The sequence below is a fragment of the Morganella sp. Je.2.23 genome, from assembly GCF_051129855.1.
GTDB classification, from domain to species: Bacteria; Pseudomonadota; Gammaproteobacteria; order Enterobacterales; family Enterobacteriaceae; genus Morganella; species Morganella sibonii.
Window position 1 is genome coordinate 103997 of record NZ_JBCPSQ010000007.1, and the last position, 26699, is coordinate 130695.

The 26699-nt window shown below is 39.3% G+C and carries 26 protein-coding genes; 6 read left to right on the forward strand and 20 right to left on the reverse strand.

From position 1 onward, the window contains the following. Positions 1–145: 145 nt before the first annotated feature. The gene (locus AAZR23_RS18040; RefSeq protein ID WP_434694210.1) at positions 146–1075 is read left to right on the forward strand and encodes a hypothetical protein; all 930 of its coding nucleotides are present in this window, start codon (positions 146–148) and stop codon (positions 1073–1075) included. Positions 1076–1509: 434 nt separating this feature from the next. Then, positions 1510–2052, forward strand: coding sequence for a hypothetical protein (locus tag AAZR23_RS18045; protein WP_434694212.1), 543 nt, complete (start codon positions 1510–1512; stop codon positions 2050–2052). Here the strand turns inward: AAZR23_RS18045 and AAZR23_RS18050 are convergent. Both AAZR23_RS18050 and envC read right to left on the reverse strand, forming a co-directional pair. Next, positions 1987–3057: a divergent polysaccharide deacetylase family protein gene (locus tag AAZR23_RS18050; RefSeq protein ID WP_434694213.1), complete on the reverse strand. Its 1071-nt coding sequence runs from the start codon at positions 3055–3057 to the stop codon at positions 1987–1989. The genes AAZR23_RS18045 and AAZR23_RS18050 overlap by 66 nt on opposite strands. Positions 3058–3063: 6 nt before the next feature. Further along, entirely contained in the window at positions 3064–4347 is a 1284-nt protein-coding gene (gene envC, locus AAZR23_RS18055) for a murein hydrolase activator EnvC (RefSeq protein ID WP_218453865.1), read from the reverse strand. A 354-nt stretch (positions 4348–4701) separates the two neighbouring features. Between envC and AAZR23_RS18060 the strand changes: the two genes are divergently transcribed. The 4 genes from AAZR23_RS18060 to cysE all read left to right on the forward strand — a co-directional run bounded on the left by AAZR23_RS18060 (position 4702) and on the right by cysE (position 7531). Then, positions 4702–5139 (forward strand): rhodanese-like domain-containing protein, encoded by a 438-nt coding sequence (locus tag AAZR23_RS18060; RefSeq protein ID WP_036413461.1) that lies wholly within the window; start codon positions 4702–4704, stop codon positions 5137–5139. A 71-nt stretch (positions 5140–5210) separates the two neighbouring features. After that, positions 5211–5684, forward strand: coding sequence for a protein-export chaperone SecB (secB, locus tag AAZR23_RS18065; RefSeq protein ID WP_046892880.1), 474 nt, complete (start codon positions 5211–5213; stop codon positions 5682–5684). After that, positions 5684–6697: an NAD(P)H-dependent glycerol-3-phosphate dehydrogenase gene (gene gpsA, locus AAZR23_RS18070; RefSeq protein WP_004240117.1), complete on the forward strand. Its 1014-nt coding sequence runs from the start codon at positions 5684–5686 to the stop codon at positions 6695–6697. The genes secB and gpsA overlap by 1 nt, the downstream gene beginning before the upstream one ends. Before the next feature lie 33 nt (positions 6698–6730). Continuing rightward, positions 6731–7531 carry a serine O-acetyltransferase gene (cysE, locus tag AAZR23_RS18075; RefSeq protein WP_046892881.1) on the forward strand — a complete coding sequence of 267 codons (801 nt, stop codon included), beginning with the start codon at positions 6731–6733 and terminating at the stop codon, positions 7529–7531. A 79-nt stretch (positions 7532–7610) separates the two neighbouring features. Here cysE and AAZR23_RS18080 read toward each other — a convergent pair whose 3' ends face one another. The 18 genes from AAZR23_RS18080 to cpxR all read right to left on the reverse strand — a co-directional run bounded on the left by AAZR23_RS18080 (position 7611) and on the right by cpxR (position 26624). After that, positions 7611–9452: an acyltransferase family protein gene (locus tag AAZR23_RS18080; protein WP_275902733.1), complete on the reverse strand. Its 1842-nt coding sequence runs from the start codon at positions 9450–9452 to the stop codon at positions 7611–7613. Positions 9453–9567: 115 nt separating this feature from the next. After that, positions 9568–10584, reverse strand: coding sequence for an acyltransferase family protein (locus AAZR23_RS18085; protein WP_434694217.1), 1017 nt, complete (start codon positions 10582–10584; stop codon positions 9568–9570). A gap of 50 nt (positions 10585–10634) precedes the next feature. After that, positions 10635–11138 (reverse strand): tRNA (uridine(34)/cytosine(34)/5-carboxymethylaminomethyluridine(34)-2'-O)-methyltransferase TrmL, encoded by a 504-nt coding sequence (trmL, locus tag AAZR23_RS18090; RefSeq protein WP_434694218.1) that lies wholly within the window; start codon positions 11136–11138, stop codon positions 10635–10637. 103 nt (positions 11139–11241) lie between these two features. Beyond that, positions 11242–11913 carry a hypothetical protein gene (locus AAZR23_RS18095; protein ID WP_052926512.1) on the reverse strand — a complete coding sequence of 224 codons (672 nt, stop codon included), beginning with the start codon at positions 11911–11913 and terminating at the stop codon, positions 11242–11244. A gap of 141 nt (positions 11914–12054) precedes the next feature. Continuing rightward, entirely contained in the window at positions 12055–13593 is a 1539-nt protein-coding gene (locus tag AAZR23_RS18100) for a phosphoethanolamine transferase (RefSeq protein ID WP_434694221.1), read from the reverse strand. Between the two features lie 41 nt (positions 13594–13634). Beyond that, the gene (locus AAZR23_RS18105) at positions 13635–14588 is read right to left on the reverse strand and encodes an NAD-dependent epimerase/dehydratase family protein (protein ID WP_434694222.1); all 954 of its coding nucleotides are present in this window, start codon (positions 14586–14588) and stop codon (positions 13635–13637) included. Positions 14589–14594: 6 nt separating this feature from the next. Further along, on the reverse strand, positions 14595–15632 hold the full coding sequence (locus tag AAZR23_RS18110; protein ID WP_052925898.1) for a glycosyltransferase: 1038 nt from the start codon (positions 15630–15632) through the stop codon (positions 14595–14597). Beyond that, a complete protein-coding gene (locus AAZR23_RS18115; RefSeq protein ID WP_052925897.1) occupies positions 15622–16731 on the reverse strand; it encodes a glycosyltransferase in 1110 nt (369 codons plus the stop codon). The genes AAZR23_RS18110 and AAZR23_RS18115 overlap by 11 nt, the downstream gene beginning before the upstream one ends. Beyond that, positions 16732–17637: a glycosyltransferase gene (locus AAZR23_RS18120; RefSeq protein WP_434694225.1), complete on the reverse strand. Its 906-nt coding sequence runs from the start codon at positions 17635–17637 to the stop codon at positions 16732–16734. After that, a complete protein-coding gene (locus AAZR23_RS18125) occupies positions 17630–18913 on the reverse strand; it encodes a hypothetical protein (RefSeq protein ID WP_052925895.1) in 1284 nt (427 codons plus the stop codon). The genes AAZR23_RS18120 and AAZR23_RS18125 overlap by 8 nt, the downstream gene beginning before the upstream one ends. Positions 18914–18941: 28 nt before the next feature. Continuing rightward, a complete protein-coding gene (locus tag AAZR23_RS18130) occupies positions 18942–19913 on the reverse strand; it encodes a glycosyltransferase family 2 protein (protein WP_434694227.1) in 972 nt (323 codons plus the stop codon). Then, entirely contained in the window at positions 19910–21166 is a 1257-nt protein-coding gene (locus tag AAZR23_RS18135; protein ID WP_434694228.1) for an O-antigen translocase, read from the reverse strand. The genes AAZR23_RS18130 and AAZR23_RS18135 overlap by 4 nt, the downstream gene beginning before the upstream one ends. A gap of 18 nt (positions 21167–21184) precedes the next feature. Continuing rightward, positions 21185–22309, reverse strand: coding sequence for a DegT/DnrJ/EryC1/StrS family aminotransferase (locus tag AAZR23_RS18140; RefSeq protein ID WP_434694230.1), 1125 nt, complete (start codon positions 22307–22309; stop codon positions 21185–21187). 1 nt (position 22310) lies between these two features. Continuing rightward, the gene (locus AAZR23_RS18145; protein WP_052925892.1) at positions 22311–22778 is read right to left on the reverse strand and encodes an acyltransferase; all 468 of its coding nucleotides are present in this window, start codon (positions 22776–22778) and stop codon (positions 22311–22313) included. Further along, positions 22756–23175, reverse strand: a complete 420-nt coding sequence (locus AAZR23_RS18150) for a sugar 3,4-ketoisomerase (protein WP_218453857.1) — start codon at positions 23173–23175, stop codon at positions 22756–22758. The genes AAZR23_RS18145 and AAZR23_RS18150 overlap by 23 nt, the downstream gene beginning before the upstream one ends. Continuing rightward, a complete protein-coding gene (gene rfbA / locus AAZR23_RS18155) occupies positions 23172–24044 on the reverse strand; it encodes a glucose-1-phosphate thymidylyltransferase RfbA (RefSeq protein WP_434694231.1) in 873 nt (290 codons plus the stop codon). The genes AAZR23_RS18150 and rfbA overlap by 4 nt, the downstream gene beginning before the upstream one ends. Before the next feature lie 508 nt (positions 24045–24552). Beyond that, entirely contained in the window at positions 24553–25923 is a 1371-nt protein-coding gene (gene cpxA / locus AAZR23_RS18160) for an envelope stress sensor histidine kinase CpxA (RefSeq protein WP_107679542.1), read from the reverse strand. Continuing rightward, on the reverse strand, positions 25920–26624 hold the full coding sequence (gene cpxR / locus AAZR23_RS18165) for an envelope stress response regulator transcription factor CpxR (RefSeq protein WP_046892893.1): 705 nt from the start codon (positions 26622–26624) through the stop codon (positions 25920–25922). Before cpxR ends, cpxA begins: the two co-directional genes overlap by 4 nt. Positions 26625–26699: the final 75 nt, after the last annotated feature.

Here is a 26699-nt window from a genome sequence, read left to right on the forward strand (position 1 = left end):
GTGTCTGACGTGGATGAAAAAATTGCGGCGGCAGGAAGATCCCATGTGCCACCAGGTTGTTTTCCGCCGGTGATCTGTTATACCGTGGATATTATTTATTATGTTATCCGGCCGGACAGTGTCTCCGGACTTTAAAGGAATATGCATGAATACAACCACAGTTTTCCGGTTACCGTTATTATTTGTACTGGCCTATGCTCTTATCCTGAGTGGTTCGCTGATCCTGGTCTCTTATCCGAATATCAGTGCCTATTCCCCTGAATTATCACTGGCAGCCTATTTGTCGAAAATATTTGCATCTCAGCTGATTCAGCTGACCGGGCTTTTCACGCTGACATCCTTATTTTTTTATCATTACCGGATAACACAGCTGAACCGGAAAACCGTGTTGGGTGTTATTGGTCTCACTATTTTTCTGTATGCGGTGAACAGTATTCTCGGCGGACTGAAAATGGAGTGGCTCGGCTATCTGCTGGGGAAAATGCAAAATAATGATCTGGATTTTTCTGATATTGCCCTGATGATGAAAACCACAGATATTTTTCTGTATCTGGCTTCATTTATCTTACTGGGCATAGCAACCCGCCTGGTGGCACATTATTATATTAAAGTCAGCCAGCCGGCGGTTATTCCGGACGGAAATTTACCGGATATTTATGCATTATTGTTCAGTACCGGGATGGTATACCTGATGTGGATGATCACATTATTCCTGGCGGCACTGATACCGGTCTATTTCCCCGGAGGACTGCCGGATCCGGTATCTGAACATGCTTATACCACTGCGGTGAGTCTGATTATTTCGTGCGCTGTTATTTTTTTCGTTGTCCGTTCCCGTTTCCCGGTTGCGGGAGGCACACTGAAAATCAGACCGCTGGTCATTTCCATTCTGCTCAGCACGGTGCTCAGTTTTCTGGTGATGGTGGCTGTCACGGCCGGTACTATTTATATGGTATTAGTCACTGATAATTTCCGCTACTTCGGAGAAGCATGGATATGGATCATAACGGCGGTCTGTGTCGTGCTGACACTGTGGATAAGCCGTGCGGTCACCGGCGCGATGTTCCGCCGGTGATAATCTGACATAAAAGGAGCCAGTCATGCAGGAAGCATCATCCGCAGATAACACATCATTTTTCCGGCTGCCGATGTTATTTGTCGTTGTGTTTTTCGCAGCAGAAATGACGTTATTTTTTATTCCGGAGTTTATGGTCAAAACAGCGGCACCACTGTTCAGAGACAGAATTTTATGGACGCTGAACAGAGTGGTGACCCATCTGGTCTTACTGTTCCCGGTGATTTCTCTTATTTTTTACCGGCAGTGTCTGAACCGGGTGTCCGGAAAAACTGTTATTTTTGTGATAATCGCAGCGCTTCTTTATACCGCAGGATACCGCAGGAAAAACAGCGGCAGATATCTCCGTAATATCTTTCATATATGATCTTAAAAAGGCGGGAACCCTCACCAATAACGATCAGATATTTTGGGTGCTCTGGCCGGGAAGATACTTGTCTTGTATTTTACTGCTTGGCGGATTATCGCTGCTGATTTATTCTTTGCGCCGGTTTTTAACCGGAGACGCTCCCCGTTTTGTGATGACAGCACTCAACACCCGCCGGGTTTATACCGTACTGACAGCCGCCGGAATGACATTCTTATTACAGATGATGCCGCTGTTTATGCAGTTAACCGTCATCAGCCGGGAATGGGCGATACCGGTGAGCGATAACGCCGGTAATGTGATCCCGGGGTTTATCATTATCGCGGTTATTGCCATTTTCACATTCAGGCCGGTATTTACTTTTTACGGGGAAAAACTGCATACAGGCCGGTTGCTTGTCCTGATTCTGCTGAACAGCATTATTATGTTCAGCAGTACGTTGATACTGATGGTCTTCTGGCTTATCCCGGTGCTGGAATCATCCATGACATCCGGCGATACGCAGATCATACTGACGGTTGGGCTGGTTATCTCGGTTCTGCTGTCACTGAGTCTCTGCCGCCGGTTCAGCCGGTACTTTTTCCGCAGCTTTCAGGTTCGTGCTGACTGATTCTTTTACCGCAGGCGGTGTTACATCCGGCTGCGGCAGCGCCATACGGATGGAAGACAGGACTTCTGCCACGTTACCGTTCAGCTGATCTTTCATAACGGCTTCGGCCAGCAGATTGATATAGCGGACGTAAAACTCTCCGCCGATTTCCGCTTGACCCGCGCACTGCTCTGTCATTGGTGTCAGCCATGGTTTTTCCTGCTCTGCGGGTTTAACCGGCACGACCGGTTTCTCCGGCTGTGGTTTCACGGAGGACGGCTTACCGGCATGTGTCAGCATATACCCCGGAGACACCAGCTGAATATCCGGCGGCAGTTGCGGGATAAGCTTATGCAGGGCGCGGACCGTCGACGGATGCGGGTGCCCGATGGCGATCACCGATCCCTGCTTGCGGGCAAGCGCAACGGCGCGGTTCAGTTGTTTGCTGGTTTCTTCCTCTGTCTGCACGTTATCCAGAAAAACCTGGCGGCGCAGCACGCGGACCGGTGTTCCCTGTGCGGCCTGTGTGACTTTGGTGCTGCCGATGGTCACACTGTCGAGAAAGTAAAAACCGGAGCCGGAAAGCGACGTCATCACATGCTGCATGGCGGTCAGATCAGAGGTCATCGCACTGCCCATATGGTTATTCATCCCGGTGGCATACGGCACCCTGGCAATCGCGGCTTTAATCAGGGTATCAATTTCTGCGGCACTCATGGACGGGCGCAGGGTATCGCGTTCCAGCGGTTGCTTGCTGATCGGTGCCATCGGCATATGGATCAGAATTTCACGGCCCTGGCGGTGTGCTTTCTCCGCCATCTCTTTGCCGAACGGGGAGTTCGGCAGGATAGCGATCGAGACCTGCGGCGGCAGTTCCAGGATACGGTTATCATCCTGTTTGCGGTAACCGAAATCATCGATCACAATAGCGAGCTGTGCAGCCGCGGCAGAAAACGTTATCAGTGACGAAGTGATAAAAATTAACGAAGTCAGTAAGATATTTTTGGTTTTCTGCCGGTAAGTCACTGTGTGCTATCTCCCCAGCCAGGGCTGCGGGTTAACCGTCCGTCCCTGGCGCCGGATTTCAAAATAGAGGCCCGGTCTTTCCTGACCTCCGCTGTTGCCCACCAGTGCAACCGGCTGACCGGCTTTCACCTGATCACCCACATTCACCAGTGCGCTCTGGTTATATCCGTAAAGGCTCATATCCCCTTTACCATGCTCAACCACCACAACCAGACCATACCCCTGCAGCCAGTCAGCGAGCAGGACACGGCCATCGGCCACGGCTTTTACCTGTGTGCCTTCCGGTGCGCCGATCACCATACCTTTCCAGCGCAGCTCACCGGAGATGCTGTCACCGAACCGGTGCAGCAGCGGACCGCGGACCGGCCAGACAGCCTGACCGGCAGGGCGGCCCAGTCCCCCGGTACGGGACATCAGCGAGCGCTCGTCCTGTGTCGGCGTATAGGTGGAGCCTTTTTTCTTCGCCTGCGCCTGCTTTTCGCGGATACGGGCGGCTTCACGGGCTTCGCGTTCCGCACGGGCTTTGGCCTCGCGCTCCGCTTTGGCTATCTTATTACGCAGCTGGCTTTCGTTTTCCCGCATCACCAGCAAATCTTTCTGATCGGCTTTCAGTGAGCGCTCCAGCTCGGTCAGCGTGGATTTCCGCGCAACCCGGGCACTGTCCAGTTTTTTCTTTTCTGTCTGCTGCTTACCGAGCAGATTTTTCTGCTCTGAACGTTTCTGCTGCTCAGTCTGGCGGCGGGCGTGCAGCTGCTGAGTGGTCTCTTCCAGCTCCGCGATGGTTTTTTCCCGCGCGGCACCGATATAGGTGTAATAGGCGAGGATACGCTCATCGCGCTGACCTTCCTCACCTTTGAAAATCAGTTCAACGCCCTGATGGCGTCCCTGACGGAATGCGGCATCGAGTTGTTTTGACAGGAGTTCACGCTGGGCTTTCTGCTTCGAATCCAGCTGTTTGATTTCCGTGCTCAGCGTCGCGATTTCATTCTCGAGCTGTTTCAGGGTTTTCTGAGTGGAATAGAGTTCACGGCCGGCAGCGGCGATATCTTTTTCCTGATTTTTCAGCTGGGTTAACAGACTGGCGCGTTTTCCCTGCTGCTCTTTGACGCTTTTTTCCTTCTCCGCAATATTCAGCTGGAGATTCTTCAGTTCATTTTTGCTGGCATCCGCAGTGGTTGTATTGGCGGCAGAAACAGCAAAAGAGACCGGTAACAGCAGTGCTGCCAGCAATGTGCGGACACCGGGAGATACCCGGCGTGAATGTGTGCGGAAAACGTGCTTATGCGCCAATTTATCTGACCCTGCCGTTGCGCCAAAGAAACGATCGTATTTAACTATTCTAAACTACAATTATTCCATGCCATTTAAAGCGTTACCAGCCCTGTTATCCGGGATTTACACTTCGGGACAATCCGGCGGCGGAGATTCACGGTGAATTTGTTGCGTTTGTTTTTTACCTTAACCGTGAATCAATGGTAAATTAACCCCTCTGTCTGACGGAAAAATGAATTTTCGCGGCATACGCCGCAAAATTATGATGAAAACAGCCGTAACCCGGGCAAGACCGGCTGTATTTGAACCGGCACACAGGTATACTTCTGCCCTTTGATCTTTGTTATTAACCAACGGGAGTTATTGTCCCCCATGCTGCAAGAAATTATGCCATTTGTCAGTAAGCACCCTATTATCAGCCTTGTCTGGGTTGCGTTACTGATTTCAGTCATCGTACTGACTGTTAAAGGACTGTTTTCAAAAGTGAAAACGATTCCGCGTTCCACGGCTATCGCACTGATGAATAAAGAAGAAGCGATTGTTGTGGATACCCGTACCCGGGACGATTTCCGCCGTGGTCATATCATTGACGCGGTCAATCTGACACCGTCAGAAATTAAAGACAACAATCTCGGTGAAGTGGAAAAGCACAAAAACCGTCCTGTTATCCTGGTTTCCGCCAACGGTATGGAACTGGTTAAACCGGCTGAAAGCCTGCTCAAAGCGGGTTTTGAACGTGTATTTGTGCTGAAAGACGGCCTCTCCGGCTGGACCGGTGATAACCTGCCGCTTTCCCGCAGCAAAAAGTAATCCGGCAAAGGATGATTGGAACATCCCCTTTGTAACTCACACTCTTTATATGGATATCAAAAGGTAACACTATGTCAGAACAACAAAACACAGAAATGTCTTTCAACATTCAGCGCGTTTACACCAAAGATATTTCTTTTGAAGCGCCGAATGCACCTGCCGTTTTCCAGCAGGAGTGGCAGCCGGAAGTGAAGATGGATCTGGACACCGGTTCAACCAAACTGGCAGATGACGTTTATGAAATCGTTCTGCGCGTCACTGTGACCGCGACCATGGGCGAAGAAACCGCATTTCTGTGTGAAGTTCAGCAGGCCGGTATTTTCACCATCGGTGGTCTGGAAGGAACCCAGCTGGCACACTGCCTGGGTGCATACTGCCCGAATATCCTGTTCCCGTATGCCCGTGAGTGCATCGCCGGTCTGGTCGGCCGTGGTACATTCCCGCAGCTGAACCTGGCACCGGTTAACTTCGATGCATTGTTCATGAACTATCTGCAGCAGCAGGAACAACAGCAGGCTGCGCAGGAAGATACACAGGAAGCATAATGACAGACGCTTCTATGACTGTACTCGGTGCCGGTTCATACGGCACCGCTTTAGCGATCACACTGGCCCGTAACGGGCACCGTGTGGTGCTGTGGGGACATGACCCGGAACATATCCGTCAGCTTGAAGCGGATCGCGCCAACCAGGCATTTCTGCCGGATGTGCCGTTCCCGGATACCCTGATCCCTGAAGCTTCCCTTGAAAAAGCCCTCGCGGCCAGCCGTAATATCCTGCTGGTGGTACCGAGCCATGTGTTCGGGGACGTGCTCAAGCGCGTCAAACCACTACTGCGGCCGGATGCCCGGATTATCTGGGCGACCAAAGGTCTGGAAGCGGAAACCGGGCGTCTGCTGGGCGAAGTGGTGCGTGAAGTCCTCGGGGATAAAATCCCGTTGGCCATGATTTCCGGTCCCTCTTTTGCCAAAGAGCTGGCTGCCGGCCTGCCGACGGCGATTGCTGTCGCGGCGACAGAACCTGCCTTTGCGGATGAGGTTCAGCAGCTTTTCCACTGCGGCAAAAGCTTCCGTGTCTATAAAAACCCGGATTTTATCGGGATCCAGCTCGGCGGTGCCGTGAAAAACGTCATTGCGATTGGGGCGGGGATCTCTGACGGAATGGGGTTTGGTGCCAATGCGCGAACCGCGCTTATCACCCGTGGTCTGGCAGAAATGACCCGCCTGGGCGTGGCATTAGGCGCAGATCCGTCTACCTTTATGGGAATGGCCGGTCTGGGTGACCTGGTGCTGACCTGTACCGACAACCAGTCCCGTAACCGCCGTTTCGGCATGATGATGGGGCAGGGCGTGAGTGTTGATGAAGCACAGGAACGCATTGGCCAGGTTGTGGAAGGATACCGTAATACCAAAGAAGTCCGTGCGCTGGCAGAGCGTGCAGGTGTGGAAATGCCTATCACCGAGCAAATCTATCAAATACTCTACTGCAATAAAGATGTGCTCGAAGCTGCCCGTGCCCTGTTGGGGCGTGCCACCAAAGAAGAAGGTGAGCACTTTTAATCCCGTTTTTTATCCGAAGTCTGTGAGGTAATTATGTCCTACGAAGAACTGGAAGAAGTCTGGAGCTATATAAAGCAGGAAGCACGGGACTTTGCTGATTGCGAGCCGATGCTGGCCAGTTTTTTCCATGCGACATTACTCAAGCATGAAAACCTGGGCAGCGCGCTCAGTTTCATGCTGGCCAATAAACTGGCAACCCCGACCATGCCGGCGATTTCTGTCCGTGAAGTGGTGGAAGATGCCTATCACAACGATCCGCAGATGATTAAATCTGCTGCAATGGATATCAAAGCTGTTCGCCTGCGCGACCCGGCAGTGGATAAATACTCCACACCATTACTGTACCTGAAAGGTTTTCATGCCTTACAGGCTTACCGCATCGCTAACTGGCTGTGGAATCAGAACCGCCGTGCGCTGGCAACGTATCTCCAGAACCAGGTTTCAGTGACATTTGGTGTGGATATCCATCCGGCCGCAAAAATCGGCCACGGCATTATGTTTGACCACGCAACCGGTATTGTCATCGGCGAAACGGCCGTAGTGGAAAACGATGTCTCCATCCTGCAATCCGTTACCCTCGGCGGTACCGGCAAAACCGGCGGCGACCGCCACCCGAAAGTCCGCGAAGGCGTGATGATTGGCGCAGGTGCGAAGATCCTCGGTAATATCGAAATCGGACGCGGTGCCAAAATCGGCGCAGGCTCCGTGGTTCTGCACCCGGTTCCGGCACACACCACCGTTGCAGGCGTACCGGCAAAGATAGTCGGTAAACCGGGGTGCGAAAAACCCTCTCTGGATATGGATCAGCACTTTAACGGGTGTGAGGGGATTTAGTTTCCTGTAATGTAATATATTTAAAATATCTCTGACAGCCTAACTCTTTGTTACAGGGTTATTTAGGCTGTCAGGTAGACTACTGTAAAAATTTATTCAGCAGCTTATTCCCAACCAATTCTGCACCATAAATAGAAAGATGGGCATCATCAGAATAAATTGGATATCCATCATCATCAATCAAGCGACATTTGTTGTTTTGACATAGAGCGTCATAGGGGTCAATGAATATAACATTAGGATTAGCCTCCAATTTATTCTTTAATGCTAAGTTAATCTCATTACTATTAGCTGTAAATGAAGTAGGACACTCTGTATTTGTAACTAACCTATTTATAGGTAATGATTTTCTTGCCATACATTGGTAATAAGAATAACTTTCAGCCTTAGGTGGCAATCCAATAATTATATATTTTCTTTCTTTTCCTCCTTTGCTAACAATTTCCGAAATAATTTCTCCAGATAGTTCTGAAGAATTCATAATATTTCCGTTAGATTTATTTTTTAATACATATGCATCCCAATTCTGCGAGTAGATTACATTAGCAGTAGGGTTTTTATCCATTTCTATAATAAAATTGTTATATCTATCCTGGCATACAGTTTTATGGTGAGCATCTCCCTGGCTACTTAAGTAGCCGTCAGAGGAGAAGCACCCATCTGTAAATATAGTAGTAAGTGAAATATTCTTATGAGAAAGATAATTTGAGTATTGTCTTGAAAAGCTATCACCAGAAATTATAAATTTATTCTTATTTGTTTCATTGTAATTATAGGGTAACCCATCACCAATATAGCCAGTTCCTCCATAAAATTTATTATGGTAATCAGATGGGCTATATTGAAATTGAGATGGAACACGGAATCCAGCACCATTAAGTGAGACAAGGTAGGAAATAATTAAAAGGACACTGTAATATAGTGTGTATTTTTTTCCAAAGGTACGTTTAGATTCAATTGAATTAAATAGAATAGCAGAGAGTATGAATGTGATTATAAAATAATAAAAAAAGCCAATACGTGTATTAAAGATATTTAATATAACAAGAAATGGCCAATGTACTAAATAGATAGAATAAGAGTACTTTCCCAAAATTTGTAAGGGCGGTAACGAAAAGAGAGAGTCTTTACCTGATAGGATACATAAATAAGTACCGATAACAGGAAGTAGTGCCATATATCCAGGCCAAGAAGTTTCATAATTTATAGTAAAAAATGAAATAAGTATTAGTGATAGACCTAAGATGGTCAGCGTGTATCTTAATTTATTTCCATATTTTATAGGGTAAATGAAGGCTAAACCACCAATAACCAATTCCCAAACCCGTGATGTCAAAATAAAATAAGAAAATGATGGAGTATGGAAAGAAAAATACAGAGATAAAATAAAAGATATTAAGAATATAACTATACAAAAAAACTTTACTACATGAAGCGAGAAGAGTCGATTTAAAACTAACAATACAAGTGGGTAAATCATGTAGAATTGCCATTCTACAGATAATGACCAAGTGTGCAAAAGAAATTTATTATTTGAATTAACATCAAAATAACCGGATTCCAGCCAATATACTATATTTGATGAAAATAATAAACTGTAAAATGAATGTTTACCAAGAGAAAGATAACTCATTGGTTCCAAAAAAAGAAACCCAAATAAAATTAATATGCTAATTATACACATCAATGCTGGGATTATTCTTTTCACTCTGGAGTATAGAAATTGTGTGTAGCTAAAATTATTATTTAGTAATCCCCTGAATATAATTGATGTCATAAGAAACCCAGAGATAACAAAAAATATATCAACACCAATGAATCCACCTGGGAGATAATCCCTGTTGAAATGGAAAATAACAACAGATAAGACAGCAAGTGCTCTTAGTCCATTAATGTCTTTTCTAAAATAGGTTTTCTGCATTAATTGTAATCTTTTAAATTGAAAGAAAATTAGATCAGGATAAGTGAGGGGCCGATTTTTCAACTTTAATTATATGTGCGAGCTATGGTTTTTGTATGCCATTTAGTGCAATAAATTATCTATTTTTATATGATAATTTGAATTTTTCCTCTATATAATGATAAGAAAAAATGGCCAATGCTAAATTAATCACCCCGGCAGATAAAAAAACAAAACCTTTATTATAATGAGAGAGGAAATGATGATATTTATCAATGACCATTAATACTGGTAATTGCATTAAGTAGAATGAATAACTGATTTTTCCAAGATAAATGAATGGATGTAGGTATTTTTTATTATCAATATTAATGGTGGATAAAAAATAAACAACTGAGAGGGTCGAACCAACTGTTAGAAGGTTATTGTACATATAAATACTATTTCGAATAGGGCATATTAAAACTAATGAAAAAATAGAGATAAAAAAAGAAAAGTACCGTACTTTGTTTTTTATTTGTAAATTTTTATTAGTTACTAGCACACCAAGTGCTACTCCTGAAATAAATTCAGGTAATCTATATATAGGGCCAACATAATACGTAGGAAATATATAATCTTTACTGTATACATAGACTAAAGGAATTAATGCGCCAGAAATGGTAATCGATAGAAATAATGATTTATAAGGATTGGATAATATTATAGGTAAGAAAAAAGGAAATAAAATATAAAAAGATAATTCTGTTGAAACTGACCATGAACCACCAAAATTCCATGTAGAAAAAGTTTGTGGTATCCAGGACTGAATATTTAATAAAAAAATAACTATTGAAGCAAAGGATTTTTGAATATTTAGGTCATAGAGAAATGGGAGTGTCAGCAGCCCCATAAATAGATAGGCTGGATATATTCTTGCGAATCTGGCTTTATAATAATTAGAACGCAGGCCTCGTTGTGCAGACCAAGCCATAACAAATCCGGAAAGGACAAAAAAGAATGTCATTCCAATAGCACCATTTCCTATGAATCTAGTTAGCCATAAAGGTCCTTCAAAAGGAAAGCGTAGATGACAGTGGAAAATAAATACATAGAATGCTGCGACAAATCTAAAGATAGTTAGTCCATGTAGTGTTGTATTGGCAGGAGTCATACGAAATTTCTATAGATTCTGAGTTATTGTCAGTCGACCAGTAGCCTAAATTAATCTTGAATGAAAGCACCCACATAGTTCAATTGGCGCCAGGCTTCAAAAATAACAACTGCGACAGAATTAGATAAGTTCATGCTGCGACTACCTGGTAGCATCGGCACTCGGATTTTCTGATTCACAGGTATATTATCCAGTACATGAGGTGGTAGCCCGCGGGTCTCCGGCCCGAATAGCAGATAATCCCCAGCTTGATAGCTGACATTACTGTGACGCAGTGTACCTTTTGTTGTCATCGCAAATACACGATTGCCGGTAGGAGATTGTACATTATCCGGATTTAGCCTTTCACTTTCGAGAAAGGCATAATAATCATGGTGATGCTTGATATCCACAAACTCACTGTAATCCAGCCCAGCTCGGCGCAGCCGTTTATCATCCCAGGTAAATCCCAGCGGATGAATCAGATGCAACCGAAAACCAGTATTGGCACATAGTCGGATGATATTACCGGTATTAGGTGGTATTTCAGGTTCGTATAAAACTATATTAAGCATGTTAAATATCTTAAATTAATATCTGTAAAGAGTTCAATGAAATAGTGTTGCTTTTAATTGCTTTTAATTGCTTTTAATTGCTATTAATTGCTATTAATTGCTATTAATTGCTATTTGTTATTACATTTAATAAAATAATATCAAGATCATGAAAATCCTTATTGTATTTCTCATCAAGATAAATTTGGGTCATATCCCAGCAGTTTAACTCTATTCTTTTATTATTTATATAGGTGTTTATAAATTTTGAAAGTATAAGTTCAGTATGTCCACAATCAAATGTAACACCGGATATGTTGTATTTATTTATGTCATTAATAACTTCATTATAATACTCATTTGGCTGGTTTTTAAGATCGTATCTTAAGTAGTACCCTGTTCTCCAACCATTTTTTGAAAACAATTGTAATGCACTTGGATATCTACTTTCTATTAATACGCGACCCTTGATTTTATATTTATCGTCAAGAAATTTTAGTTCATCATAAATAAATTTTGAATTTTGGGGATTAAGATCTTTTAGATCTAGCCATATAAATGAAAAATCCGGTATCTCTTTATTAATAAAATCAAAATATTCACGTAAATTAAGGCCTGATGAATTTAATTCATCATGCCCGACAATTAACTCATTTTTATGATTAATGAAGATGTCAATCTCGATGTTTTTTATATTAGAATATTTAAGTTCCCTTAATCTATCTTTCGAGTTTACCCGGTGAGATGCAAAAGTATTCCGCTTATTATAGTCAGCGATAGCATGATAAGCATTCATTTCCTTGATAGGGAGGGGAGTGCTTGGAGCAGGTCGAAATATACTATATAAGGTAATAATTATTAATACTATCGATAGTGCGATTATGTAGAGACGTATACTTTTTTTCATAAAATACTTTAGTCAGGGAATGTAAATTAATTATTTGGAAATGTCTATGGCTGGATCTAACACGGTTGAAATGTTGTTAATTCTATCCTTTAAGCCATAATCATCCGGGTCATCATGGCAGTCAAATAAGCTATATGTAGGGTTTAATTTTGCATTGCTTATCCCGATCCAATTAGCAATACCATTTGTAAAATTAAGACCAGATTTAAAAGAACTGCAAGTTCTTTTACTATAGCTGTCTGATGCTATCAAAAATAAAGGAATATCAAAATGTAATTTGCTTGCACTACTATTATTTAAATATATGGTATCGCCAATTTTATTATGGATCAAACCATGATCAGAAAAATATAGAATTGAAAATGATTTTTTATTCGTTAGATAATTATCATTCATTATTGAGTAAACACCCCGAATGAAATCATCAGTTTTATTTATTGATGATATATAACAAGAAATATAGTTATATAGTGGCTTACTAGCTTCTATGGTTTTATTATAGTCTTCAATTCGGTCACAAGCGTTAGGATGAGAACCGTATAGATGTAAAACTATTAGATTTTTTTTATTTCCGTGATTGTTTATCGTATTTTTTAGTATATCTAATAATAAGAAATCGCTTGTATTTTTTGATGCAAAATCTCCATATTTTAAGAAAGACTTATAATGGCTTCTTTTTGCGATAGCAGAAATAGGAGTATCAAACTCACTAAAATAACCTTGATTAGAAATCCAATGAGTTTCAATGTCGGCAGAATTTGCCAGGTCAATAAAATTTAATGAATAATCAGGTTCCCATGTGTCTTTATCAGGCAAAGTCAACATTAATCTTAATGATGAAATTGTATTTGTTCCCCCAGATGTTAGGCCATCAACAAGTAAACCATTAGATGAACTCATAAAAGGAGTGTTATTGATTGGATAGCCATAAGAGTGATGATAGTCTTTTCTGCCACTTTCACCAATAATGAGAATATAATTATCATAGGTTGAATTCTCATTTAATGATGCACTTCCCCATTCATCTTCTTTTAGCAACTTATTCAGTGCAATGATTTCATTTTTTACTGCTATAGTTGATTTAGTTACATCTTTCAGAAAATAGAATGGAGACTGATTAAACATTGCAAAAAATATCATCAGACAAAGAATGGTTTTATTTCTATAGAGATGAATGTTATATTTAGAAGTTATGAATCTAAATGATATTAGGCCTAGGATTATTAATAAACTATAAAGGTAATTGGTTAAAGGTATTTGCCCTATAAATTCCTTACTTTCAAGAAAATCAGTGGCTAATACAGATGCCATATAATGGTAGGTCGGTTTTCCAAAAATCAGACCTATAGGAATATAAAGGGAGTAAATAATTCCGATAGGGAATATTATAAACCAAAATGCTTTTTTAGAAGAGCTAAATAGTATAATAAAAATGCTTAATAATATACTGTTTGCAATAGAGCTGCCATATCCGGTACCAAATAGCATTAATTTTGATACAAAATATATTATTATTAATGAAATGCCCGCTAATAATAACTTTAGGTAATCTTTTTTATATTTCTTCATTTTTATTCTGTACATATCAGATGAAATTACAAATTAATATTTTATTTTTTCATGAACTCATATAAAACAGTATTTGCAATACCTTTTTCTAATGAAACAGGAGGCTTAAAATCTGTTTTATTTATATTATCAGACTTAAATTGGGTTCGTGCACAAAATTTCTTTATACGTATACTACTAATAGGAAACTCTTTACCCGATATTTTTGCTAAAAAATCAAAAAAATATCCACCCAGCAAACCTAAAGCATAAGGAATGTGAATGTTAGATTTCTTTTTATTCATAGCATTACAGATAATATCAGTTAGATTATCCATATTATAATCTGGCTTATCAACATAGTTAAAAACATGACGGCCAGAGCTAAGGGTTGTTGAAAAATTGATAAATGATGCAATATTTTCAACATAAGCCATAGATTTTTGATTTTTCCCATTACCAATCATTAAAAAACGACCTGAAGCAATTTGGCGAAATAAATTAAAGACATTACCTCGATTATTTTCACCAAAAACAACAGTCGGGCGGATGGTAACTAGTGTGCGATCTGAGCCATTTAGTTGCCATGCATCATAAATATACTCTGCTTCTAATTTAGATTTTCCATAATCATTAAAAGGTTTATATTGTCCATCTTCACCTGTCTCTTTTTCAACAAATCCATAAACAGCAACAGAGGATGTAAATACAATATACTTAACACCTGCTTTAGTGGCTGCATCACAAATATGTCTTGCACCTTCAACATTTACATCATAGTAAAGACTAGTTGGATATACGTTATCTTTATGTTTGGCAGCAAGATTGATTATAATATCTGAATCTTCCAGGGGCTTGATTAAAGATTCTGGGTCAGTAACATCACCATAAAACCAGTGGTCAGGGAAAGCAGAACTTTTTTCAATATCTATAATTTTAAACGGAATATTACTTTCTTTTAATTGATTTGATAAGCGAGTGCCGATAAAACCAGAACCACCAATAATTGCGAGCATAAATATTTATCCTTGGATTAATTTAATATAATCATCAGCTGTAGATTTGATATCGAATTGATATCTTAATTTTTGTGCAGCATCATAATAATTGGAATAATGACTAGATATCATTGTTAGTGAACTTACGATATTCTCGATATTATTAGTTACAAGCAAGCCATTCTGTTGGTTATCAAATGAATATATTAACTCAGAACATCCGCCCACATTACTCAACAGCAGGGGTAAGCCAGCAGAACCGGCCTCAATCGCTGACATTGGTAATCCTTCGCTGTCAGAACAAAGTACAAAAATATCAAAGTCACAATAGGAATTAAAATTCTCAACCTCACCCAGAAAGAATATATTATCGTCATAACCTAGGCAGGATGTTCTTAACTCTCGAATTAATGGCCCACTACCAACTAAGTAAAAATCCATGTGAGGTATTTTTTTTGCTGCCTCAATAAATAAATCTGCTCTTTTAGGATGAGTCATTCGACCAACAAAAAGGGCTTTTAGCCGTTTATTTATAGTAACTTTCTTAGGTAATGGCGAAATTTTATTTTTTATTACAGTAATTTTATCATTTTTTATTCCTATAAATTCAATTGCATTCTTTCTATCATTCTCAGATATACATAATATTTCGTCAGATAAAAAGGACAGTATTTTTTCAATTAAGCAAAATAATTTTTTAAATTTACCGCCATTGTAAATACAAGACCATCCATGAGAGACGTATATATTTTTATGCGGCTTAATAATCTTTGATAGACGAGAGTATAAACCAGCATTGGCAGAGTTAGAAATAACAATATCTATATCATTTTTCTTTAATATAGATGATATTTTAAAAATACAAGATGGATTTTTTATACTGGCTAAGCTTGGTACAATATAAATTTTTTCGTCAGGGAAATGATCCGTTAGCCATCCCTTATCTGATGTAATAAGTATGATATTGAAATATGAATCTAATATTCTATACAGTTCCATAACCCATGTTTGGGCTCCACCAATTTCAGACTTAGTAATTATAATGGCAATATTATTTTTCATTTTTTTTTATAAGATATGTATATAGGTCTATCCATTGTTGACTTATTTTTTCTAATGAGAAATTATCAAAAATATAATTTCGTGCATTTAGTCCAATAGTATATCTTTCTTCATTAGTTAATGATAAGCACCTTTCTATAGCCGCTGTTAGTGCTACTGGGTTCTCGGGGGGAATGATAAAGCCATGCTTATTGATAACCTCGCTAACACCACCAGAATTAGTACCTATAACTGGACGTTCACAAGCCATTGCTTCAGCTACAACTAAGCCAAAACCTTCCCAAGCAGATGAGAGAACAAAAATATCACAAGCTGACATCCATTCTGAAACATCATAACGTTGACCTAGCCATATGATGTTAGATGATATATTAAGATTATCTGCAAGCTGTAATAAAGAATTTTTTTCTTCACCATCACCAATAATAACAAGTTTTGGTTGGGTAGGAGTATTTATTCTTGAGAATGCATATAGCAAATTAGAGTAATCTTTTGCTGGTGTTAATCTACCGACAGCCAATATGATAGATGTTTTTTCGCTGATATTTATTTCTTTTCGTTTAATATTTCTGGCAATTGGGTTATAACAAAAAGTAGACATATCGATTCCATTATAAAATGGGATCATTCTTCCTTTCTTGGTGGCGTTTTTAGTGATGAACGAGTCTACAGCTTCTTGGCTTACATTTGTTGAAATTGTTGCTAATGAGTCAGTTATTCTGTAGAGAAACATCCTAAGCTTCCCTCCTTCATTTTTGCTATGTGCAGTACATACTAATATAGTTTTTCGTATAAATAATTTTAATATTCGAGATAGTATATTTGCATGAAACATATGGCTATGAATTATGTTGGGGCTGTACTCATTTATATACTTTATAATCTTTATTGGTGTAAGTATGAGAGACAAAAAGTTTTTTTTAATTTCATAAGAATGAATTGTAATATTTTTATTTTTAGGGGTAATTTGAATCGAGGATTGGCTGGATAAGTTAATAATAACAACCTTATGATTATTGGCTAATTTGTCAGCCAAGGAACAAATTTGATTTTCTGCTCCCCCCATCCCAAGGCCAGTAGTAATTATTAGTATGTTCATTTATTTTCCAGTCAATCTTTTGTTTAGATATTTTTTAGGAAAAAATAACTTAGCTATAGTGACTAATGTCTGGCGACGAAGGGCAAATTTTTTGTTTTTAAAAATACAGTATAGTAAATATTTTAATGTTTTAATTTTATTGAAAGTAACAGATTCATAAGCGATGGTATATTTTAGCTCTAATTTTGCGTGATCATAATAAATAGAATTTGCAAATAGATCCAATATTTTTTTTCTATCTTGATGTAGGCGAGGTGAAAGAAGCGATGTATTACTTGAATGGCGGCGATAGCAGATTAATACATCAGGCAAAGCTATTAAGTAACCAGTTTTTTCTGTTAATTTTAAATTCATATACCAATCTTCCAGTAAGATATCGGTCCTGTATAACCCAGCTTCTTTTATTTTTAAAGATCGATACATGGCGCTTGGTGAGAATAACTGATAGTTATTTGTTATAATATCTTTAAAGTAATATTTTTTATTGCTTCCATTTCTGATTACTAAAAGTTCTCCATTTTCTTTAATTACATCTGCGCCTGAAAATACGCCAACACATTCTATGTTGCTATTTAAATAATTTACCTGTGCTAATGTCTTGTCTTTTTTCATTACATCATCAGATGCAATTATCGAAATATATTCACCTGATGATATTTTGATTGCTTCATTTAATGTTGCACATAATCCCTTGTTGTTTCGATGGATGAAAGTATACTTCTTAAGTTTTGATTGGCATTCTGACTCATAACTATTAATAACTGCAATTGAGTTATCGATTGAGCCATCATCTATAATAATTAACTCTATTTCGGTATAGGTTTGTAATAAGACACTTTTTATAGTTTTTCCGATATATCTCGAATGATTATAGCTTGGGATTATTATGGTTACGAGTTTAGTCATGATTGGGTACTTTAATTTTAGTAATGCATGTTTTTATTAGCATTTTTATTAGGATAACAGGGGTTATTGATGCTATAAAAATGTAGATGAATCTAAAAGAGGAATATGTATATATTCCGTTAGTTAAGGTTAATGATGACAGGAGTGTCCACAGTATTGGCTGATAGAACGGTTTTCCTAGGAATTTTGATGCTATCTTGATAACAAAGAATGAGAGCTTTATAATAAAATATCCTAAAAATGGCATTACTATAATAGAGGGAATTAAACCGAGAACTCTATGCGTTTCTGCTCCGATAAATGTATTTTTCATTTGATTGGTAGCCGTTATTCCCTCAGTGTAATTCATTAGGTCTCGTGCATAATTAATATTGCCATCAAAAATAAAACTTGAAAGAGGAATCCATGATTTCCAATATTCAACATCGCTTGTGAAGTATTCAAACTCTTGATAAAACCCGTGCAATTGACCAAGGAATAGTCTATTTAAAAATTCAAACGTAATATTACTGTTAGATGGGATAGAGTTTTTATATATATAAAATAGTAAGATCGAGAGGATTAGGATTATTGCAATATTTTTGTATATAAAAATAAGATTGGTTTTTTTATCTTTAATTGAATAAAAATAGAATCCCAAAAGAGATAGTATTATGCTTGATTTATGCCCAAACCAAGATAAACCAAAAATACCTAATAATAAATAAAATATATAATGTTTTTTTTCATTTTTTAATGCTGCAGAGGTATATATCAACAGCCAGGATAGTATGAGAGTTAGTGTGTGTAATATTGAATATATACCAGTTAATTGTTTCCCAACTTGTGCTCTTTCAATTGCAAGGTTTCCACCATGAATAGCTGAAAACAATGGAATGGTTGAAACTTTTATTAATATAATCGAAAGTAATATGAGCATTGTTAGTACAAGAGCATATTGAGATGATTTATCATTTTTAAATGAAGCGGGGCTATTTATTGTAAAGTAAGATTTACTGATGCCAAAGCAAAAACCAACTAATAGTAATATAAATTGAATATAAAATATTATACTATTACTAATTACACCTAAGTAACTCGTTCCTTTCATTTGATATACATTGATAGCTTCAGGGTAGGTAATAATTATAATAGGAGCAAATATTACTAAAAAGGATTCTAGTAATATCAATTTCCATAGCGGCCCAGGATTAAAAATATTACTATTTGTTTTTTTTAATAAAAAAATTATCGTAAAAATAGAAATAATAAATAATATATAGTTAATTGCTATCATGTCTATACTTTTGGTTATTGTTTTGAAGTTAGTTAATTAATCTTAGATATAGTTTCATTATAATTATCTTTAATAGTTGTTTTGGTTTTTTATTATAACTATTACATTTGTAGTAATTTAATGCAGATCTAATAGATTCTTTCCAAGATTTTTTATCAATAGATGATCTCCATTTTACATAGCGTAAAAAAACACCCCATGTCGTTCTATTTAATAAGTCAATGCTTTTTATTATATATCTATCAATGTTGATGTCACTATTTTTTATTAATTGATTGAGTATTATTGAATTAAATATAATATAGTGATAGTTATTATTTATTTTTTTTGTTGTTGAGTTTGTATTTCTATAATAATAGTATTTTCCGCTAGATAACGAAATGTATCGAGAGTGTAAAAAACATAGCCGTGTTATTATTTCATCATTATTTATATAATTTACGTTATTATTATTTATAGAGGTATATTTTTTATATGCACCTAACAGGATGCTTTTTTTTATAATTCCGCAGCCATGTAGCCCCCATGAATTTATAGAATTAAAGAAACCGTCGTGACCTGTGATTTTCTTTTCATTGGTGTAATATATAAATCGAGATATTTTTTTTACTTCTTGGTTTTTTTTCTCTACAAAATAAAGATCAAATAATGATAAATCAATGCTGTCATCTTTGAATTTACGCATTGCTAAAAGTATTGAATCTTCATTTAACCAGTCATCACAGTCTAAAAAAACAATATAGTTACTATTTGTAAGGTTGATTCCATTAAATCGGGCGTTAGCGGCACCACTATTTTTTTGATATATATATTTAATATTCAGGTTATTATTTTCAGTTATAAAATTGTTAATTAGTAGTGCTGAGTTATCTGTGGAACCATCGTCAATAAATATCACTTCTATATTATTATACTTTTGTTTTTTGATGCTATCAAAACATGTTTTTAGGTTATTACTCTCATTATATACAGGTATTATTATAGAGCATGGTAGGTTCATTGAGGAAGCCTTCTTATGTGCCATATATAGATAAAAGCAACTAAGGTAAGATATATTATGTAGTTTACTAGGTAGGCTAATGATGGTGTTATAAAGCCATATTTATTAATAAATATGTATGTAAGAGTCGGAAATAATAAACTAAACGTAATTTCTAATATTGCATTTAACTTAAAATAACCCTTGGCTAATAAAATAGTAGCAAAGAGCCAACTTACTATTCTAAGAAAGTCACCGATGTTTTGATATAAAAATAATGATTGCGCTACTTTAAATTCATTGGTAAATAATATGGATAAAATGAATTCTCTAAGAAAATATATACTGGCTGACAATGTAATCGCCATTGGGACTATCAAGGTAATCCCCTTTTTTAATATTATTAGGTGTTCTATCTTAGTCTTGGCGATCGCTGTTTTGGGAAAATAATAAACAGTCATTGCAGTGGTCAATACTGCTAAATAAGCTTCAGATATTCTTAAAGTTGCTTGCCAGTAGCCCGCGTCATCTACAGAGAGATAAGAGGAAATAATGTTCCTTACCATTATAATAGATATCGGCCCTGTTAAAGCGCCAATAATACCCATGTAAAAATAGTTTCTTATATTTCTATAAGCATCTTTATCGATAGGGCCTAGCCAATATTCTATTTTTAACCATGGCTCATTTTTGATAATAAATAGGGAATATAATCCTGCGATAGCGTTGTTTAGTGCTGCGGAAATGAGTGCTCCAGTTTTCCCTAGTACTAATACAAACAAGAGCATGCTGATTAAAAATAAAAATACTGATATCGCGTTTGCCAGGAAATATTTTTTATAGTTAGAAGTTCCATTTAGAACTGCTAGGATAATACTGTTACATATATTTAATGGCACTACTGAGAGAGCCAGTATTATTATCCAGTAATAATCATGGTTAAGAAATAAAAATGTTGATATTCGTGATGAAAATAATATACCAATAGTTATAATTAGACATCCTGCAATACAGGATAATCGTAATGCAGCTCTCCAGTATTTAGCGGCGCTAAAATAGTTAGTGTTATTCTCAGCAGTATACCTTGTAACTCCTTGTGAGACTTGTGAAGATACAAACCCATTAATAAGGGCTACAAAACTTTGTAATTGCCCTAACGCAGCTACACCAGATGGGCCTGTATACATAGCAACAATTTTAGAAATTATGAAACCACAAATTAATCTAAGTAAAGTTAAGAGGCCACTAAGAAAGGTTACTTTAAAGAAATTCAAATCACCACCATATTTATATCAGCACTGAATGGAAAATGTATTACAAGCTTTAATGACAGCTTGAATATCTTTTTCTGTCATTATTGGGCTAATAGGGATACTTAACACTTCAGTATGGATTTTTTCTGTTACAGGTAATGATAATGAATTATACTGTGGGTAAGCTTGTTGCTTGTGAGGTGGTGTTGGATAATGAATTAAAGTTTGCACACCACAATCAGAAAGGTGTTGCTTTAATTCTTCACGGTATTGACAAGATATGACAAATAAATGCCAAACATGCGTTTGTATTTTTTGTCTATATGTTTCCGGGTTTACAGGCAATTTAATTAATGGATTACTAATATTATCAAGATACAACTGAGCTATGGATTGTCGGGTCTGTGTTTCACGTGGAAGATACTTTAGCTTAACATCTAACATAGCCGCCTGAATTTCGTCTAAACGACTATTGACACCCTGATATAAATTTAGATATTTTTGGTGAGAACCATAATTTTGTAATGCAAAAATTACATTAGCTAATTCATCGTCACTAGTTGTAATTACTCCGGCATCCCCTAGTGCTCCTAGGTTCTTTCCGGGATAAAAGCTAAAGCCGGCAGCGTGTCCCCAGTTTCCGGCTTTTTTTCCACCAATAGATGCGCCGTGGGATTGTGCACAGTCTTCAAGTACAAGTAGGTTAAATTCATCAGCTATTGCCATTATTTCTGGCATGGGTGAAATTTGACCGTATAAATGCACTGGTAATATGGCTTTGGTTTTATTTGTAATTGCTTTTCTGATATTTTCCACAGATAAATTGTATGTATTTGGGTTTGGTTCAATAAAAACAGGTACTAAATCATTTTCAGTAATTGCTAATACTGAAGCAATATATGTATTAGCTTGTACGAGAACCTCATCACCTGGTTTAAGTTTATTCAGTTCTTTCCAGGCTCTCAGTACTAAGGTTAATGCATCTAAACCATTAGCAACACCAATGCAATACTTAGTGTCAATATATTTAGAAAAGTTATTCTCGAAGTTTTTTAATTCATTTCCCATGATATACCAGCCAGAATCAATTACACGGGAACAAACATTTTTTAATTCTGTTTCGTATTGTTTATTAATAGACTGTAAGTCAAGGAACTTTATCATTTTATTTATCTTCTTCTAAGAAACGAATGATTTTTGCTGGGTTACCAAATACAATAGCGTAATCGGGTACATCTTTTGTGACAACACTACCAGCACCTACCATACATTTTTTCCCTAATGTAACGCCGGGTAAAATAGTAGAGTTTGCACCAAGAGATGCACCTTCACGGATATATATCTTAGGGAATTCAGATGGATATATTTTCGAGCGTGGATATTTGTCATTGGCAAAGGTAACTGCTGGGCCAATGAAGACATTATCTTCGATTCTAATTCCGTCCCATAGGTAGACACCGGATTTTATAGTTACGTTGTTTCCTATGATTACATCATTTTCGATAAATGTATGAGCACAAATATTGCAATTTTCACCTATCGTCGCATTGGCTAAAATAACGCTAAATTGCCATATTTTAGTATTTTTACCAATATTTTCTGATTGAGTATCACTTAATGGATGAATATACATTTTGGCATGCCATCATAAAGTCATCATAATTTCGAATATAATCTGATTCTAAATAAAAATCACTTGCCAATACAATCAAAACACAATCAGGAGAAAAATCATGCATTTCTCTCCACATATAGTTACTAATATATAACCCTTTATCTGGTGAGTTCAGAATAATATCTTCTCTTTTTTCACCATTGTCTAAAACAAAGCGGCAACTACCACTGAGACATACAGCTACTTGTTGCAGATTTTTATGTGCATGAAATCCACGGGAAACATTTTCTTTTGTGCCAAAAATATAATAGATACGTTTTATTTCAAAAGGAATGTTTTTATTCTGTTCTAATGAAATCAGAGAGCCACGGTCATCTCCAAGCGTCTTAAATTCAATTAAATTTATCAGGCTCATTCTTTATTCTCGATTAATTTAAAAAGATACTGGCCGTATCCATTCTTTTTTGATTTTTCAGCGGCATCTAATACTTGCTTTTCAGTCAGCCACCCCTGCCGGTAAGCAATTTCTTCCAGACAAGCAACCTTAAAACCCTGCCGTTTTTCAATGGTTTCAACAAAACTGGCTGCATCAAGCAGGCTGTCGTGTGTGCCGGTATCTAACCAGGCAAATCCGCGTCCAAGCAATTCGACTTTTAATTTATTATTTTTCAGGTAAATTTGGTTAACTGTTGTGATTTCCAGTTCACCACGCTCGGACGGTTTTATATTTTTAGCGATTTCAATAACATCGTTATCGTAAAAGTATAAACCGGTTACAGCATATTTTGATTTCGGTTTAATCGGTTTTTCTTCAATTGATACAGCATTATAGTGCTCGTCGAACTCGACTACGCCAAATCGTTCCGGGTCCTGTACTTCATAACCGAAGACAACTGCACCTTCTTCTAAAGAGGCGGCTTTAAGCAGTTTAGGTGAGAAACCCTGTCCCCAGAAAATGTTATCTCCGAGTACCAGGCACACCGAGTCATCACCAATAAATGTCTCACCAATGATAAAGGCTTGTGCAAGACCTTCCGGTTCAGGTTGTACGGCATATTCCAGAGAAATGCCAAAATCGCTGCCATCACCTAATAAACGCTGAAAGCCCGATTGATCTTCCGGTGTTGTAATAATTAATACTTCCCGGATTCCTGCCAGCATTAATACAGAAAGCGGGTAATAAATCATCGGTTTATCATAAATAGGTAATAGTTGTTTTGAAATTCCTAATGTAATAGGAAATAAACGTGTACCAGAACCGCCTGCTAAAATAATACCTTTCACAGTAAACCTTGTTGATTAATATAATGATTGTATTCTTTCGGCCATAGCTACCGCACTGGGTTACCGCTCCCAGAGTGCGCTATTGCGAGTTTATCTTACTGATTCTATTGAGGAATCGAGTCAGTAAGAGTTGTGGTGTGTTGCAGAGGGCTGATTTTTCAATATGTTGGGAGGTGATTTATACCCAATCAATCAGCGCCGTTTATATTTGCTGCCAAAGGCTAGTCCGATTACCCGGACAGGTCAAGCATGATAACACTCGCGCGTCTTTCATTAAACGAACTTTATCCGGTTTAATCAGGGATTTTTTTTCTTTAAATCTGCTGTTTTTGTGTTAGCAGCAGAAAAAGTGTTACTTTAAGCCATAGCTATGGTTTATTACTTTTTCTAATCGATATATGCATAATCACAGCAGAAATATTTTATTACATCATATTGATGTTACTTGTTATTTCTGCTTAAGAAAGAATAGTTACCGGGGCGGGTTCCCCGGTAACTACAGAGCGTTTCAGCGCGGGTGCAGAGGCAGCCAGATTTCCAGCCTCAGTCCGCCGAGCGGGCTGTCATTGGCAGTAACTTTGCCGTTGTGCTGGCTGATCGCCGTGCTGACAATCGCAAGCCCCAGCCCGGTGCCGCCGGATTCCCGGTCGCGGGCTTCGTCAGTGCGGTAGAACGGCCGGAAGATATGTTCGCGATCTTCCGGGCTGACGCCCGGGCCGTCATCATCTACCACAATGCTGATGCCTTTGGTGTCGGCACTGAATGCCACCTGGATGTGCTGGTTTGAGTAACGCAGCGCGTTACGGACAATGTTCTCAAATGCGCTGCCGAGTGCGGACGGGTTGCAGTAAATCGTCCACGGGCCCGGCGGGGAGGTGATCTCCAGCGTTTTATGGCGCTGTTCCGCCTCAAACTTCGCATTGTCGAGAATGTCATCCCACAGCTCATTGGCCTTGATGTTCTGACGCAGCAGCTCATTTTTGTGCTGACTGCGGGAGAGCACGAGCAGATCGTTGATCATACCGTCCAGGCGGTGGGTTTCGGTTTCGATACGTTCCAGTTCTTTACTCTCACCATGACGGCGGCGCAGCAGTGCCGTGGCCAGCTGGAGCCGGGTGAGCGGGGTGCGCAGTTCATGGGAGATGTCGGATATCAGCCGCTGCTGTGCATTGACCATACGTTCAAGCGCGCTGATCATCTGGTTAAAGCTGTTACCCGCCGCAAGGAACTCCTGCGGGCCGGCTTCCAGTTCCGGATGCTGGCGCAAATTACCTTTGGCAACATCATCCGCCGCGTTTTTCAGTTTTCGTGCCGGTTTTGCCAGGCTCCACGCCAGCCAGAGCAGCAGCGGGGTGCTGATCAGCATCGTGGCGGCCAGTAACAGGAACGGGCGGTCGATCAGGAAGTTGATAAAGTCTGACTGCGCGGTGTTTGCCGGACGGATAAGGTAAAGCTGATAGCGGTCTTCGCCGTCACGAACCTCAAACGGGCCGAGCAGCTCAATGCGGCCATAACGCTTCTTTTTCGGGTTGTCAGTGTTATCTGACTGGCCCATAAAGTTGCGGATGACCTGGGAATCATTGCGGATAGGCCCGATGATCCGGCCTTCCGTGGTAACAATAATCAGGCGCTTGTCCGGCGGTGTCCATTTTACCAGGGCGCGGGTCAGCCGCCGCCACCAGAGCAGGTCATTGGCCGGGTCTTGTGCGAGATCAGATTCAATATGTTGCTGCAGCATCATCCCCTGCCGGTACTCGCTCTCCTGGAGCGGCATCAGCTGCCGGGAGTCGAGTTTCGGTACCATAAGCACCAGTAACAGCACCAGTGCCAGGGTAAACCAGAAGATGGCGAAGATACGCGCCGTCAGGCTGCTTATCATGTTGCAGATACCATTAAGTAACCACGGCCGCGTAAGGTTTTAAACCACGGCAGGCCGTCTGTGCGCTCCGGTAATTTACGGCGCAGGTTGGAAATGTGCATATCAATGGCGCGGTCAAACGGGGTCAGGCGTTTGCCCAGCACTTCCTGGCTTAAGTGTTCACGGCTGACCACCTGGCCGAGATGCTGTGCCAGCAGGTAAAGCAGGGTGAACTCGGTTCCGGTCAGATCCAGTACTTCGTCACCGAAGCTGGCTTCCTGGCGGCCCGGGTTAAGCTGGAGTTTATCCACCATCACCACGGACGAGTTGCTGCCGCTGTCGCTCTGCTGCTGTTGCTCACTCCAGTTGGAGCGGCGCAGAATCGCGCGTATACGCGCCACCAGCTCGCGATCGTTAAACGGTTTAGGCAGATAGTCATCTGCGCCGAGTTCGAGTCCCAGAACGCGGTCAAGGTCGCTGCCGCGCGCGGTCAGCATAATCACCGGGGTCTGGTAGTTCTGGCGCAGTTCTTTCAGGGTTTCAATCCCGTTTTTGCGCGGCATCATAATGTCGAGCAATAACAAGTCTATGGAATCGTCAAGGAGGGTCAGTGCCTGCTCGCCGTCATGTGCAATGACAACGTTGAACCCTTCCATATCGAGTAATTCTTTTAACAGCGAGGTTAATTCGCGGTCATCATCAACAAGCAGTATTTTATTCATTATTCACGTCCTCCACGTGCAAAATACGACAACAAACGTTTCTATTCCATGACTTTACGTTCTTTTACATGCTCT

Coding starts and splice junctions, on each gene's coding strand:
- AAZR23_RS18040 (WP_434694210.1), top strand. CDS start 146: ATGAATACAACCACAGTTTTCCGGTTACCGTTATTATTTGTACTGGCC.
- AAZR23_RS18060 (WP_036413461.1), top strand. CDS start 4,702: ATGCTGCAAGAAATTATGCCATTTGTCAGTAAGCACCCTATTATCAGC.
- secB (WP_046892880.1), top strand. CDS start 5,211: ATGTCAGAACAACAAAACACAGAAATGTCTTTCAACATTCAGCGCGTT.
- gpsA (WP_004240117.1), top strand. CDS start 5,684: ATGACAGACGCTTCTATGACTGTACTCGGTGCCGGTTCATACGGCACC.
- cysE (WP_046892881.1), top strand. CDS start 6,731: ATGTCCTACGAAGAACTGGAAGAAGTCTGGAGCTATATAAAGCAGGAA.
- AAZR23_RS18080 (WP_275902733.1), bottom strand. CDS start 9,452: ATGCAGAAAACCTATTTTAGAAAAGACATTAATGGACTAAGAGCACTT.
- AAZR23_RS18085 (WP_434694217.1), bottom strand. CDS start 10,584: ATGACTCCTGCCAATACAACACTACATGGACTAACTATCTTTAGATTT.
- trmL (WP_434694218.1), bottom strand. CDS start 11,138: ATGCTTAATATAGTTTTATACGAACCTGAAATACCACCTAATACCGGT.
- AAZR23_RS18095 (WP_052926512.1), bottom strand. CDS start 11,913: ATGAATGCTTATCATGCTATCGCTGACTATAATAAGCGGAATACTTTT.
- AAZR23_RS18100 (WP_434694221.1), bottom strand. CDS start 13,593: ATGAAGAAATATAAAAAAGATTACCTAAAGTTATTATTAGCGGGCATT.
- AAZR23_RS18105 (WP_434694222.1), bottom strand. CDS start 14,588: ATGCTCGCAATTATTGGTGGTTCTGGTTTTATCGGCACTCGCTTATCA.
- AAZR23_RS18110 (WP_052925898.1), bottom strand. CDS start 15,632: ATGAAAAATAATATTGCCATTATAATTACTAAGTCTGAAATTGGTGGA.
- AAZR23_RS18115 (WP_052925897.1), bottom strand. CDS start 16,731: ATGAACATACTAATAATTACTACTGGCCTTGGGATGGGGGGAGCAGAA.
- AAZR23_RS18120 (WP_434694225.1), bottom strand. CDS start 17,637: ATGACTAAACTCGTAACCATAATAATCCCAAGCTATAATCATTCGAGA.
- AAZR23_RS18125 (WP_052925895.1), bottom strand. CDS start 18,913: ATGATAGCAATTAACTATATATTATTTATTATTTCTATTTTTACGATA.
- AAZR23_RS18130 (WP_434694227.1), bottom strand. CDS start 19,913: ATGAACCTACCATGCTCTATAATAATACCTGTATATAATGAGAGTAAT.
- AAZR23_RS18140 (WP_434694230.1), bottom strand. CDS start 22,309: ATGATAAAGTTCCTTGACTTACAGTCTATTAATAAACAATACGAAACA.
- AAZR23_RS18145 (WP_052925892.1), bottom strand. CDS start 22,778: ATGTATATTCATCCATTAAGTGATACTCAATCAGAAAATATTGGTAAA.
- AAZR23_RS18150 (WP_218453857.1), bottom strand. CDS start 23,175: ATGAGCCTGATAAATTTAATTGAATTTAAGACGCTTGGAGATGACCGT.
- cpxA (WP_107679542.1), bottom strand. CDS start 25,923: ATGATAAGCAGCCTGACGGCGCGTATCTTCGCCATCTTCTGGTTTACC.
- cpxR (WP_046892893.1), bottom strand. CDS start 26,624: ATGAATAAAATACTGCTTGTTGATGATGACCGCGAATTAACCTCGCTG.